Annotated in this window: 13 protein-coding genes; 6 read left to right on the top strand and 7 right to left on the bottom strand. The window is 59.8% G+C overall.

Annotated features, from left to right (window positions below):
- Positions 1-2: 2 nt before the first annotated feature.
- Positions 3-2,366 carry an ABC transporter permease gene (locus tag SJY21_RS03875; RefSeq protein ID WP_377506452.1) on the bottom strand — a complete coding sequence of 788 codons (2,364 nt, stop codon included), beginning with the start codon at positions 2,364-2,366 and terminating at the stop codon, positions 3-5.
- Positions 2,363-3,070, bottom strand: a complete 708-nt coding sequence (locus SJY21_RS03870; protein ID WP_377506449.1) for an ABC transporter ATP-binding protein — start codon at positions 3,068-3,070, stop codon at positions 2,363-2,365. The genes SJY21_RS03875 and SJY21_RS03870 overlap by 4 nt, the downstream gene beginning before the upstream one ends.
- A 94-nt stretch (positions 3,071-3,164) precedes the next feature.
- Here SJY21_RS03870 and SJY21_RS03865 point away from each other — a divergent pair, with 94 nt between their 5' ends.
- Both SJY21_RS03865 and SJY21_RS03860 read left to right on the top strand, forming a co-directional pair.
- Complete coding sequence (locus tag SJY21_RS03865; protein ID WP_377506446.1) at positions 3,165-3,641, top strand: GbsR/MarR family transcriptional regulator; 477 nt, start codon at positions 3,165-3,167, stop codon at positions 3,639-3,641.
- Positions 3,642-3,917: 276 nt separating this feature from the next.
- Positions 3,918-4,394 (top strand): hypothetical protein, encoded by a 477-nt coding sequence (locus SJY21_RS03860; protein WP_377506443.1) that lies wholly within the window; start codon positions 3,918-3,920, stop codon positions 4,392-4,394.
- Between the two features lie 246 nt (positions 4,395-4,640).
- On the opposite strand, the gene SJY21_RS03855 is transcribed toward SJY21_RS03860, so the two are convergent.
- The 4 genes from SJY21_RS03855 to rpsF all read right to left on the bottom strand — a co-directional run bounded on the left by SJY21_RS03855 (position 4,641) and on the right by rpsF (position 8,269).
- Complete coding sequence (locus tag SJY21_RS03855) at positions 4,641-6,599, bottom strand: bifunctional 2',3'-cyclic-nucleotide 2'-phosphodiesterase/3'-nucleotidase (RefSeq protein WP_377506440.1); 1,959 nt, start codon at positions 6,597-6,599, stop codon at positions 4,641-4,643.
- Positions 6,600-7,011: 412 nt separating this feature from the next.
- Entirely contained in the window at positions 7,012-7,650 is a 639-nt protein-coding gene (gene rplI, locus SJY21_RS03850; RefSeq protein ID WP_377506437.1) for a 50S ribosomal protein L9, read from the bottom strand.
- Between the two features lie 11 nt (positions 7,651-7,661).
- A complete protein-coding gene (gene rpsR, locus SJY21_RS03845; protein ID WP_093993249.1) occupies positions 7,662-7,889 on the bottom strand; it encodes a 30S ribosomal protein S18 in 228 nt (75 codons plus the stop codon).
- Between the two features lie 26 nt (positions 7,890-7,915).
- Positions 7,916-8,269, bottom strand: coding sequence for a 30S ribosomal protein S6 (rpsF, locus tag SJY21_RS03840; RefSeq protein ID WP_377513140.1), 354 nt, complete (start codon positions 8,267-8,269; stop codon positions 7,916-7,918).
- A 269-nt stretch (positions 8,270-8,538) separates the two neighbouring features.
- Here rpsF and SJY21_RS03835 point away from each other — a divergent pair, with 269 nt between their 5' ends.
- Entirely contained in the window at positions 8,539-9,171 is a 633-nt protein-coding gene (locus SJY21_RS03835) for a hypothetical protein (RefSeq protein WP_377506433.1), read from the top strand.
- A gap of 573 nt (positions 9,172-9,744) precedes the next feature.
- The gene (locus SJY21_RS03830; protein ID WP_377506430.1) at positions 9,745-10,326 is read left to right on the top strand and encodes a YceI family protein; all 582 of its coding nucleotides are present in this window, start codon (positions 9,745-9,747) and stop codon (positions 10,324-10,326) included.
- A gap of 53 nt (positions 10,327-10,379) precedes the next feature.
- Here SJY21_RS03830 and SJY21_RS03825 read toward each other — a convergent pair whose 3' ends face one another.
- A complete protein-coding gene (locus tag SJY21_RS03825) occupies positions 10,380-11,576 on the bottom strand; it encodes a cytochrome b/b6 domain-containing protein (RefSeq protein ID WP_377506427.1) in 1,197 nt (398 codons plus the stop codon).
- 149 nt (positions 11,577-11,725) lie between these two features.
- Here SJY21_RS03825 and fabD point away from each other — a divergent pair, with 149 nt between their 5' ends.
- Positions 11,726-12,658 carry an ACP S-malonyltransferase gene (gene fabD / locus SJY21_RS03820; RefSeq protein ID WP_377506424.1) on the top strand — a complete coding sequence of 311 codons (933 nt, stop codon included), beginning with the start codon at positions 11,726-11,728 and terminating at the stop codon, positions 12,656-12,658.
- A 26-nt stretch (positions 12,659-12,684) separates the two neighbouring features.
- Complete coding sequence (fabG, locus tag SJY21_RS03815; RefSeq protein WP_377506421.1) at positions 12,685-13,422, top strand: 3-oxoacyl-[acyl-carrier-protein] reductase; 738 nt, start codon at positions 12,685-12,687, stop codon at positions 13,420-13,422.
- The last annotated feature ends 6 nt before the right edge of the window (positions 13,423-13,428 follow it).

The raw sequence follows: 13,428 nt of genomic DNA, 5'->3' as shown, positions 1-13,428 counted from the left end.
GGCTACTCCCTTGTTTTCAGGGCCGAGACGAGTTCCGCCCGGTCGATATCGCGTTTTACCAGCCAGCCGGACGCGACGGCGGCTCCCAGAACGACCGTCGCGGCAAACCCATAGCTTGCCGGGTCGAAGATCGCAGGGATCTGATAAAGTTCACTGGAAAATCCCGCAGCGATGCCGAAGGACAGATAATACCCAAGCGCACCCCCGACCGGCAATGCGACCAGCGTGACGATGGCCAGTTCGCCCAGCAACACGAAAGCGGCTTCGCCTTTGGTGAAGCCGATAACGCGAAGGCTGGCCAGATCGCGGGACCGTTCTGCATAGGCGATACGGGCCGCATTATAGACGATCCCGAAGGTGATCACGAAGGCGATGGCCCCCATGACATAGCGGATTGCGCCCGCGCCGGTGTTCATCAGGGTTTGGAAGGCGGTTTCCGCCTGGGCTTTCAGGCTGACGCCCGCAACACGCGGCATATCCTGCAAGGCAGTGTAGATGTCGGTAGCATAGGCCGCGTCGATGGACAAATAGGCGCCCGAGACGCGGTTGGGTTCGCGCAGGGTGCGGTTCAGCGCGGCGAGGTTCATGTAGGCGGGTGATCCCAGCAGGCTTTCGGCGACGGCGGTGACAGGGACTTGCAGCACCGGCTGGCGGCCTTCGCGGACTTCAACGGCAAGCGTGTCACCGGGCCGGATGTCGAGTTTTGTTGCCAGTGCGGTGGACAGAACAATGCCACCGTTTCCCAACGGAAGATCGACCAGATCGCTGTCCAGCGCGCGGCTGAGGCGCGCGCCCTCGGTCAAACCGCTGATCACCCCGCGATGTGTTGCAAGGCCATTGCGCAGCACGGCGGGCACATGGCGCACGGGTTCGACGAACAAGACACCGTCCATCCGCCGCAAATTGAAGATCGTGGTTTCGGACGCGGCATGAGTGAAGGTCACGGTCACGTCACTGCGGTCGATGACGTTGAAGGTCAGATCTATCGTTCGGTCAAAGCCCGCATAGATCGTGATCATGGACACGCTGAGCGCCATGCCGCAGGCAATGCCGATCATCGCGCCGGCCATGCGCGCTGGCTGGCGCATAATGCGGCGCAAGACCATGCGCGACGGTTGATCAAGAAAGCGGTTCAGCGCGTGACCGATGGTGCCTGTGCGACTGTAATCGGCAGGCGCGGGCGCGCGCATGGCTGCGGCAGGGGTCAGGGCAAAGACGCTGCGCAAAACCAGCAGGCCACCCGCCGAGGCCGAAAGGATACTGACGCTGACGCCGGTGACAAAGGAGGCCGGATCAAGCTGGAACACCAGAAACGGGAACTTGAAGTAGGCGACATAGACCTGGATCAGCGCCCGCCCGCCAGCGATACCCATCAGGCAGCCCGCCAGCGCACCGCCGGTGGCAATGGCCAGCACAAGTTTGAAATAATGCGTGCCAACCTCGCCGTTGGTGTATCCAAAGGCTTTCATCAGGCCGATTTCTTCGCGTTCGGACTGCACCATGCGGTTGATCACGATATAAAGAAGAAACGCCGCCACAGCGAGAAAGATGGGGGGCACCCCCACGGCGGCGGCCTCCAACCCACCGATTTCCTCGCTTACAAGTTGGTTCGAGGCCTGATCGGCCAGCGGATAGGCACCTGTGCCACCATAAGGATCAAGAATGCGATCAACGGCGGCCATTACCGCATCCACGTTTGCGCCACGCGCGAGTGAAACAAGTGCCTCGTTGAAGGCGCCACCCATGTCATAGGCCGCCGCCAGCGCAGAGCGGCTCATCCAGATCACGCCGAAACGGGCATCGTCGGGGATCAGTTCGCCCGGTGCCGTCGTATAAAGAAACTCGGGCGCCTGCGCGAGACCGACAACCTGAAAGCTGCGTCTTGCGCCATTCATCGTTGCCTTGATCTGATCACCGGGGCGGATGTCGTGGGCACGGGCGAAGGCCTCGAGGAACAGTATTTCGTCTGCGTGATCGCTGTCGATCATCCTGCCGTCGGTCAGGAAGACATCGTTCAGGCGGGGTGCGCGCAAATCGGGCAGGGAGACCGCCTGCGCCTGCACGGGCAGATCGAACCCCGCCACGTCGATCAGGGCGGCACCCACCACGCGCGGTTCGACCGCGCTGACGCCATCAATGGATTCAAGCCGTGTCGCCATGCGGTCGGGTGCGCGGGTGACGGGCGCAAAGACCTCGGCCAGGCGATACCGTTCGTAATAGGCGGCGCGGGTCTCGTTGAGCGAAGTTACCAACCCCTGCATCATCACCAGCATGCCGACACCAACTGCGATGACAATGCCGATGGCAAAGGCCTGTCCCTTCATGCGCCACAGATCGCGCAGGAGTTTATGGTCAAGCGGGCTCACCAGGTGATCTCGTCGGGGGTCAGCTTTTCCTTGTTGACCACGACTTCGCGGATGCCCCCATCAGCGAAATGGATCACCCGGTCGGCCATCGCCGCCTGCGCAGCCGCGTGGGTTACGATCAGAACGGTCGCTCCCAGCTTTTCGTTCACGTCTTTCAACACGTTCAGCACGGCGCGACCTGTTGTGCTGTCAAGCGCGCCAGTGGGTTCATCGCAAAACAGCACTGTGGGGTTCTTGGCAACGGCGCGCGCGATGGCGACCCGCTGCTGTTCGCCACCCGAAAGCTGCGCGGGAAAGTGATCAACCCGTTCGCGCAGACCAACCATCGCCAGCGCTTCGTCAGGGTCCATCGGATCACGCGCAATCTCGGTCACCAACTCGACGTTTTCGCGCGCGGTCAAGCTTGGCATCAGGTTGTAGAACTGAAAGACGAAGCCCACATGGTCACGCCGATAGCGGGTCAGTTGTTTGTCGTTCATTTCCGATAGGTTCTGATCCTGGAAGCAGGCGTCTCCTTCGGTCGCACGGTCCAATCCGCCGATGATATTCAACAGGGTCGATTTGCCGCTACCCGATGGCCCCAGCAGCACGACAATTTCCCCTTGCGGTATCTCAAGATCGACGCCGCGCAGCGCGTGAACGGCCGAGCGCCCTTCACCGTAAACCTTGGTGATGCCTTTGGTAGAAAAGGTATTCCGGACCATTGTCATCCTGACGTTCATTTATGGCTGAACATACTGGACAGATAAGGCGCGTGGGGCTAGCTTGTCAACAACTGGCCATGGCAGGAGACGTGACGTGAAAAAGACCGAACCGATCAAGTCCGCTGACGATGCGCGTTCAGACTTTATCGAGAAGATCGGGATGATTGCCCAATCCGAAGGGCTGCCGCGCACAGCGGGCCGTGTTCTGGCCTTGCTGCTTTATGATGGCGAGCGGGTTTCCTTCGGTCAGCTTGCGACGGCGCTGCAAGTCAGCCGAGGCAGTATCAGTTCCAGCGTTCGCATGCTTGAAAGCCAGCAGTTGATCAAACGTGTCGCCAAAGCAGGCGACCGGCAAGACTATTTTCAGGTTGTCGAGAATGCCTTTGTGAACATGGTAGAAGCATCAGCCACACGGGCACGCCTTGCGGCTGCGGACATCAAGGAAACATTGAACGAAATCCCGTTGTCGCAAGCCGGGGCGCGCGAACGTGTCGCCAGCTACATCGCTTTTTATCGCGCAATGGATGACGGGCTTAGCGCAACCGCCCAAGCCTTGAAAAAAGGCGTTTAGTCGCAAGGCCACTAGTTTGCGCCACGAAAGCGGCTCTTGATCCACCAGCAGGCGATTGCGACCATGATCACCCCGTGCACAGACCTTGTCGCAACGGTTGTTGTGGGGGCGGTTTTGGTCGGCATTGCATGACATTGCGCGCGGACCGGACCTTGGCGATCCGCGGTTTTGGCGTGGAAACGGGCGACATGTGACACCAACGCACGAATTAAGGTCTGGCGATACCGGCAGATTTCGGCTTAGCTTGGCGTATATTTTGGACTGAGAGGGGAAATTATGAAACGTATTCTTATCGCTGTGTTTGCATTTATGAGTTTGGGCACCGCCGCAATGGCCTGTCCCGACTATTCACAATGGGGTGCGGAAAGCTATCGGGTGACCGGACAGCAAATGTATCAGGAACGCACGTTCCGCGTGACGGCGGGTGGCCAGAACTATATCTGGAACTGCCCAAACATCCGTCCGGGAACGGATACCGGCGCGGGCTATTTTACCACCGCACCGGATTTTTCGTTCGAGATGTCGGGCATGGGGGGCTATCAGCTGGTCATTAGTGTTGTGAGCCGGTGTGACAGCGCGTTGTTGATCAACACCTCGTCGGCCAACTGGTATTATGACGATGATGACAACGGCAACCTTGACCCGCGTATCGTGCTGACACGTCCGGCGAACGGCATTCTGGATGTCTGGGTCGGCACCTATGACGGTGAATACTGTGACGCGGTTCTGTCGTTGGAAACGTTTCGGCGGTAGGGTTCATCGAAACCAAAAGTCGGGCCGATCTGTTGTCTCAGGTCGGCCCCTTTTTTTGCGGTCATGTGTTGACCCGGCCCGGAATCGAGCCGCAGGCGCCGGGCGATCGGCGGCCCGTCCGGCGGGTCGGCGATTTGCTGACCGCACACTCAGCAGTGACGGAAGATGACCGTGGCTGCCATAAAGTGCCATAGCGGCGCGGTTGTTTCGCCAACCCACGGGCTGCCGATGGCCCTTTTTCGTGGCCTAAAGCGTGATGCGGAACAGGGCAAAGCCGCTGTCGGAACTGCCTGCTTCTTCGATCGCCACACCCGGCACATCGCTGGCATAGCCCGTGCCCGCCGGGCCCGTTTCAAAGATCACCGTGGTGTCTTGCATTGGCACGAAGGTCCAGTTGCCATCGGCGCGCGGGCTGACGGTGCCCTGTTCGACGATATAGCGCACGATCACATCGCGGTTGGTATCCGGCCCTTCAAAGATCACCGTGTCACCCATTGCCCCCGGGAAACTGCCGCCGCCACTGGCGCGGTAGTTGTTGGTGGCAATGACGAACTGCTGATCCGGTTCAATCGGTGCGCCGTCATACATCAGATCGACGATCCGGTTTGTATCGGCGTTGACCACCGCACCGTCACGGTCAAACATCGGCGGCTGTGACAGGTCGATGCGATAGGTCACGCCATCGATCACATCAAAGTTGTAGCTGGGGAAATCGGGGTTGAGCAGGGTCGCGTCTGTCGCGCCTGCCGCGACCTGATTGAACATGCCCGCACTGCGTTCCAGCCAGTTCTTGACGTCTGCGCCTGTGACCAGCACCGCGCGCACGGTGTTGGGGTAAAGGTAAAGGTCGGCGACGTTCTTGATCGCCACAGCCCCCACAGGCACGTCCGTATAGTATTCGGGGCCACCACGGCCACCGGCCTTAAAGGGGGCGGCAGCAGACAGGATCGGAAGGCCCTCGTATTCGGTGCCTTCCATCATCTGCGCGATATACCATGTTTGGGCGTTGGACACGATCTGCACCGATGGATCGTCTGCTACCAGCGCAAAGTAGCTGTGCAGTGCCGCATCGGTCATGCCCACGGCGCGGCGCACATAGGCCAGTGTTTCGTCGTGTTCGGTCTGGACCGAGGCCAGCACGGCTTCGTTGCTTTCCACCAGAGGCGTGATCGAGCGGTCCTCTTCGCGGCGCGAAATGGGCCGCGCTTCGGCGGTGTGGGACAGGATGCGCCAGCTGTCGCCATCACGTTCCAGCATCAGGTCAAGCAGGCCCATGTGGCTGCCCCAGAACCCGCCCATCACGGCGGGTTTGCCCATCAGCGTGCCGGCGGCCACATCGACGCCTGCGTAGTCCTTATAGGTCGATGACGGGAACACAAGGTGGCTGTGCCCCGTCAGGATCGCGTCGATCCCGTCAACGGCAGCGAGAGGCACGGAAGCGTTTTCCATCCCGTCCGTGTGATCGGCTGATCCGATGCCCGAGTGGCTAAGGGCGATGATGATGTCGGCCCCTTGTTCCTTCATCTGCGGAACGTAAGCACGGGCGGTTTCGATGATGTCGCGGGCCTGCACGTTGCCTTCGAGGTGCTTGCGATCCCAGTTCATGATTTGTGGTGGCACAAAGCCGATCAGCCCGATGCGGATCGGGTGTTCGTCGCCATTGCCGTCGGTGATCGTGCGATCAAGGATGACGTAGGGCGGCACCAGTGTGTCGTCGGCAGTGGGGCTGGCGCCCATGGTCTTGGCGACGTTGGCGGACACAATCGGGAACTGCGCACCTGCGACGGACTTCATCAAGAAGTCGAGGCCGTAGTTGAATTCGTGGTTGCCAAGGGTCGAGGCGTCAAACCCCAGCGTGTTCATTGCTTGAATGACGGGGTGGGTATCGCCCTCGGCCATGCCGCGTTCATAGGCGATGTAATCGCCCATCGGGTTGCCTTGGAGGAAATCGCCGTTGTCGAGCAGGATCGAATTGGTCGACTCCGCGCGCACATCGCCGATGATCGACGCGGTGCGGGCAAGGCCGACCGTATCGACGGGTTTGTCGGCGTAATAATCATAGGGAAAGACATGCACGTGCAGGTCGGTCGTCTCCATGATGCGCAGATGCGCCTGATTGGCCTGTGCGCTAACGGAAAACGGATGCAGCGCGATAAAGCCTGCGGTTCCAGCCAGAAAGCCGCGACGGTTGAGTGTAAGTGGCATGGTATTTCCCCCAAATGTTATTGATGGGGAAAGTTTAGCACCGTGTCCGTAACAGGCGCATGGCATTTGTCATGGCACGGCCAGATCGGCCAGATTTCGCACAAGTGGGGAGATGGCTGGTTTGCGAGACGAAGTGGACATTCCCGTGTTTGCGCGACTGTAAACAACAATCGCAACCGGCGCGCATGCGCCATGCCCGACCTCCCCCACGGGAGGGCATATTGCAACTTCTGATGTGCATGGAGCGTTTGTTTAACTTTTAAACTATGGCCACTACAAAACCGCGAGCCCCTCCCGAGGTCGGGCATGGCGCATGCGCGCCTATGTCCCGTTAGGGCTCAAATCGGACATTGCCCAAAGAAAAAGCCGCGCCTGTAATGGCGCGGCTTTGATCTTGGGGACGGTGGCGCCTCTAGGCGTCTTCGTCGTCCGATGCGGCTTCGTCTTCGGCTGCGGGCGCGGGGGCCGCGGCGTCGTCGCCAAAGTCTTCCATGCCAGCGGCACCGATATCGTCGAACAGTTCCTGAATTTCAAATTCAGCGGCTGCTTCTTCTTCGGCGGCCAGTTCGGCGATGGATTTACCAGCGGCTTGCAGTTCGGCTTCTTCCACAGAACGGGCCACGTTGAGCTGGATTTCGCACTCGACTTCGGGGTGAAGCGAGACGGTGACGGCGTGCAGCCCCAGTTCCTTGATCGCGCCTTGCAGGATGACCTGTTTCTTGTCGACCGAGAAACCGGCCTCGGTGGCGGCTTCGGCGGCGTCACGGGTGGTGACAGAGCCGTAGAGGTTGCCGCCGTCGGATGCAGACCGAATCACGATGAAGGTTTCACCGTCCAGTTTTGCAGCCAGCGCATCGGCCTCTTTCTTGGTTTCAAGGTTGCGCGCTTCCATCTGGGCCTTCTCGGCTTCAAAGCGGGCAAGGTTGGCATCGTTGACGCGCAGGGCTTTGCCTTGGGGCAAAAGGAAGTTACGGGCGTAACCTTCTTTGACCGAGACGACTTCGCCCATTTGGCCAAGTTTCGCGACGCGCTCAAGTAGGATGATTTGCATGTGCTTTCTCCTTACTTCACGGCGTAGGGCAGCAGGGCAAGAAACCGTGCGCGTTTGATGGCACGGGCCAGCGCACGCTGGTTCTTGGCGCCAACGGCGGTGATGCGGGACGGCACGATCTTGCCACGCTCGGAAATGTAGCGCTGCAGGGTGCGTGTGTCTTTGTAGTCGATCTTGGGGGCGTTATCGCCCTCAAAGGGATCAGACTTACGGCGACGGAAAAATGGTTTGGTAGCCATGGGTTATGGTCCTTTCCTGATCTAACTTAGCGGCGTTCGCGGCGGTCGCCACGTTCGTCACGCTTTTGCATCTGAACGCTGGGGCCTTCTTCGTGGGCATCGACCTTGATGGTCAGCACACGCATGACATCGTCATGCAGGCGCATCAGACGCTCCATTTCCTGAATAGCCGTTGCGGGTGCATCGGTGCGCAGGAAGGCATAGTGGCCCTTGCGGTTCTTGTTGATCTTGTAGGCCATCGTTTTGACGCCCCAGTATTCGTTCTCGAGCAATTTGCCGCCATTGTCGGCAAGAACGGTTCCGAAGTGTTCGATCAGGCTTTCGGCTTGCGTGTTGGACAGGTCCTGACGCGCAATCATAACATGCTCATACAGCGGCATGCGGTCTCCATTCATTCATATCGGCGCATTTCAAAGGGCGGGGGGTGATCCTTTTGCACCCCACCCACGAGAGACTGCGCAGTTCATAAAACTTTGCAAAAGGTAGCGGCCTTATACATGGGCGCGGGACGGGTGCAAGCGTTGTGATGTGCGGCCTGCTTTGCCCAATCCTTAACGAAACATTACCTTCTCGGCGCCGCGCGTCTGCCCCGTTTCTGCCCTGATTGCCACCCAGCATAGGGTCAACGCAAAAACGATGGGTGACAGACATGACTGCAATGCCAAGCTTTGACGCTTTTGACCGTTCCGACATGAAAGTGGGCCGCGCGCCATCGTCGCGCAATGCCGTGAGTGTCGACGAAACCTACTGGGGTTATATCATCAAACCGACAACCCGCACGCCGACCCGTGTATTGATCATGCAGGGTGCTGCGTGGTTCATGGCTGTGGTCTTTGCGATTTCGGCCTTGGGCCTGTGGATCATGCCAGGTGCCGCTTTTGGTGGTGATGTCGTGACCATGAAACTGATCGCGTCCATCGTCATGGCGGGCCTGTCTCTGATGCTGCTGAATTTTGCCAGCCGCGGCACGCAGGTCGAAATCCAGGTTGATACCGCCCTTGGCGAGGTGCGCGAAGTTGTGCGCAACCGTGCTGGCCGCAGCAACCTTGTGGGTCGTTACGGGTTCGATGCAATCGGCGCGGTCTATCTAGACCGTGGCGTGACCCAAAGCCGCCTGCTGATGGCCTATCGCAATTCGCCTGAAACGATTGAAGTCGTCACAGGCGCCACGCACGAACTGGACGCGCTGCGCAACCGTTTGGGCCGTGATTTGATCATCACCAACGAGGTGCGCCCTGATCATCACCCCAAGGCCGTGCCGACATTTGCATCGGCTGCCTGATCGCATCGACATTTTGGAAACAAGGGGGTGGCCAGTGGCCGCCAGCCCCTTGCGGTAAATGATGCATGTTAGACTCCGCAGGGGGTTCGGAGCGGCAATGGCCGCTTCGAGCCCCAACTGACGCTTGCTTTGGGAGGCAGACCCGCCCGGAATCAAGGCGCAGCCGCCGGGCGATCGTCGGCCCGTCCCCACGGGTCGGCGATTTTGCCAACCGCGCGCGATGCCGGTCCGGAAGATGTGCTTGGCCACCATCAAGCGCCATAGCGGCACCGACTTATCGCCAACCCACGGGCCGCCGACCGCCCTGCTTATTGACGTTTGGCAACGGCAGCAAAGTCCGCACAGCCGACAATCGTCGCATCCTCCTCTCGAAAAAATCTTCAGGAGGTGGATATTTATCATCGTGTTGCCCTGAACAGCACTCAGTTCAGTGCTGCATCATCCACTGCAAAGGGGTGGCCGGTGGCCGCCCCTTTTGTTTTTGAACAGGGTCTGTTCGGATTTGCGGAGTTTGTCCGGGCGCGCGGGCACAGTAGGTGTCTGGAAATTCAACCAACCCGAAGGACCACAGATATGATCTCCAAGTTTATTGCCCCGGCCGCCCTTGCCACAGCAATGTTCGCGACACCCGCGCTGGCCGCTCCCGAAGCCTATGTTCTGGATTCCAGCCACAGCCAGATCGTGTTCAGCTATGACCACCTTGGCTATTCCACGACTTACGGGATGTTTTCCGGTTTCGCGGGCGAGATCGCCTTTGACGCCGAAGATCCTGCCGCGTCCTCGGTCACGGTGTCCATGCCCGTCACCAGCATGATGACAGGCTGGGAAGCGCGGTTTGAGCACTTTATGTCAGGCGATTTCTTTGGCGCGGATGCCGAGGAGATGGTGACGTTCACATCCACAGGGATCGAGGTCACGGGCGACAACACCGCGCTGATCACCGGTGATCTGACGCTGAATGGTGTGACCAAATCGGTCGTGCTGGACGCCGTGTTGAACCAGGCGGGAAATCATCCGATGGCGGAAAAGCCCTGGGCGGGCTTTGATGCGACGACAACGCTGCTGCGTTCGGATTTCAATGTCGGGGCCTTTGCACCGTTCGTGGGCGATGAAGTCAGCGTGATGATTTCCATCGAGGCCATGAAGGCGGAGTAAGCCCGTCACCTGCACGAATGGGGCCGCGCGGTGAAGATCGCGCGGCCCTTTTTTTATTGAGTGGTGCGCGTGGCTGTCAGCGCGATATTCACATCAACGGCAAAGCCAAGGTTGTTTTCCTCGGGCATGTTGTCACCGATCCCAAAGGTGCGCCGGTCCAGCGTTATGGCGGCCGTCATGGTTGCGGTGTCATCCTCCAGCACCAGCGCGAAGGGTAGGGCGACAGGGGCGCTGGCCCCTTTCAGGGTCAGCGTGCCGTTGGCGCTGTAGGCTTCGGCGTTTCGCGTGATCGGTGCGGTGAATGTCGCGGTGGGGTGTGTGGCCGCATCAAAGAAATCCGCGCCCATCGCCTGATCGGTGACGGATCCAAGTGTCAGCGAATTGATGGCAATGGTGACTGTGACCTCACCCGCGTCTTGCGTGGCGGATTCGTCAAAGGTGATCGCGGCGGTCCAGTCGGCAAATGTTCCCGTGACGGGGCTGCCAAACTGGGTGACGGTGATGGAGAGGGTGCCGTCCTGAACTGTCCAATCGGATGCGACTTGGGTCAGGGCTGTGGGCGCAGGTTCATCGTTGTGCGGGGCGAAAAAGCCCAGTGATGTGCCGATCCCCAACGCGATGGCATAGACGCCGGCCGCCCCAAGGAGTGGCAAGAGCCCGTGTTTGGGACCGGCCATTCCCCCTGTGGTGGTCCCGAACCACATGCGCAGCAAGGTGACGTCCTTGTCGACAAGGTGGTGTTTCAATGCGCCCGCGACATGCAGGACGATCGACAGCACCATGACCCGTTCAAACAGGAAATGCAAAGTCGCAAAGGTTGCGGACAGGGATTCATCCTTGGGCACAAAGGGCAGGGACTGGCCGAAGGGCCAGAAGATCGGTGCGAAACCAGTGCTGGCGGCGTGGTGAATCCAGCCTGTCAGCGGCACCAGCACCAGCGAGGCATAAAGCAGCCAGTGGACGGTGTCCGCCAGAAAGGTTTCGGCGCGCCGTTCGGGATGCAGGCCCGCGGGTTTGGTCTGGGTCAGCGCCCAGACGATCCGCGCAAGGGCAGTGAAAAAGATCGTCACGCCCACGGTTTTGTGCAGCGAGAACAGCAGTGCCTTGCGCGACAGTTCCGCATCGGTGGCAAAGGGCGCGTCATGGGCGAATATCCCAAGGGGAATCACGGTGACGATCAGCAAGGCGGTAAGCCAGTGAAAACCCTTGGTGACAGATCCGTAGCGGGTGGCGGTGTTTGTGGCGGGCATGGCGTATCCTTTGATTTGCCCCAATGAACCCTGCGCCGAACGCTGGCGCAATCGGCGATCATGCGTGCGGGTCTGTGCATCTGCGCACTTTCTTGTGCTGTGGGCGCGGGCAGGCTAGGTATTCACAAAACAAAAAGGGAGAGGCCGCGATGCGGGCATTTGTATTTCCGGGGCAGGGTGCGCAGACCATCGGCATGGGCAAGGCATTGGCCGATGCCTATCCTGCCGCGCGCGCGGTGTTTGACGAAGTTGACGAGGCGCTGGGCGAAAAGCTGTCCACGCTGATATGGGAGGGCGACATTGCCGATCTGACCCTGACAGCCAACGCCCAACCTGCATTGATGGCCACATCACTGGCCGCGATGCGCGCGCTTGAGGCCGAAGGCGTGACGATCGCGGCGGCGTCGTTTGTGGCGGGGCATTCGCTGGGCGAATACTCCGCACTGGCGGCGGCTGGTGCCCTGAGTATTGCGGATACCGCCCGCCTGCTGCGGATACGTGGCAAGGCGATGCAGGACGCGGTGCCGGTTGGTGTTGGCGCCATGGCGGCGCTACTGGGCTTGGATTTCGAGACAGCCAAGGCGGTGGCCGAGGAAGCCGCACAGGGCGAGGTCTGTCAGGCGGCCAATGATAACGATCCGTCGCAGGTTGTTGTGTCGGGCCACAAGGCTGCTGTTGAGCGCGCACTGGTCATCGCCAAGGAAAAGGGTGCCAAGCGGGCCCTGCTGCTACCCGTCAGCGCGCCGTTCCATTCGGCCCTGATGGCCCCTGCCGCTGATGTGATGGCGCAGGCTTTGGCAGATGTTGCGATTGCCGCGCCCAAGGTGCCGCTTGTTGCCAATGTGCGCGCCGAAGCGGTGAGCGATGTGGACACGATCCGCGCATTGCTGGTTGAACAGGTCACCGGGTCTGTGCGCTGGCGCGAGAGTGTCATGTGGATGGGCACACAGGGCGTGACCGAGGCCTGGGAGATCGGAGCGGGCAAGGCGCTGTCCGGCATGATCAAGCGGATCAACCGCGACATTGAAACCCGCGCCGTAGGTGGGCCCGAAGATGTGGCAGCAGCCGCCGCGCTTGCTTAATGTAGAGAATGAAGAAAGAAAACCATATGTTTGATTTGACAGGAAAAAATGCGCTGGTGACAGGGGCGTCTGGCGGTATTGGTGGCGAGATCGCTAAGGCGTTGCACGGGGCTGGCGCAACGGTGGGCCTAAGCGGCACGCGGGTTGAACCGCTCGAGGCTTTGGCTGCGGAACTGGGTGAACGGGCGCATGTGCTGTCGTGCAATTTGAGTGATGCCGAGGCCGTGACCAACCTACCCAAGCAGGCGATTGAAGCGATGGGATCGGTTGATGTGCTGGTGAATAACGCCGGAATCACTCGCGATAATCTGTTCATGCGCATGTCGGACGAAGAATGGGCGCAGGTGATCGAGGTAAACCTGACCAGCACCATGCGTCTGTGTCGTGGTGTCATGCGCGGCATGATGAAGGCGCGTTGGGGCCGGATTATCAACATTTCGTCCATCGTTGGGACTACGGGTAATCCGGGGCAGGCCAATTACGCGGCCTCCAAGGCAGGTATGGTCGGAATGAGCAAATCTATAGCTTACGAGGTTGCCAGCCGCGGGATCACTGTAAATTGCATTGCGCCGGGCTTTATTGCGACGGCAATGACGGATGCGCTGACGAACGAGCAGAAAGACAAAATCAACGTGCAAATCCCTGCGGGCCGTATGGGGACGCCAGAAGAAATTGCTGCGGCTGCACTCTATCTGGCAAGTCCGCAGGCGGGTTATGTCACCGGTGCGACCTTGCATGTGAATGGCGGTATGGCCATGTTGTGATGACCC

The organism is Octadecabacter sp. R77987 (assembly GCF_042466115.1).
GTDB lineage: Bacteria > Pseudomonadota > Alphaproteobacteria > Rhodobacterales > Rhodobacteraceae > SW4.
Note: the sequence above shows the minus strand (reverse complement) of the source record. Positions and strands in the feature narration are given on the sequence as shown.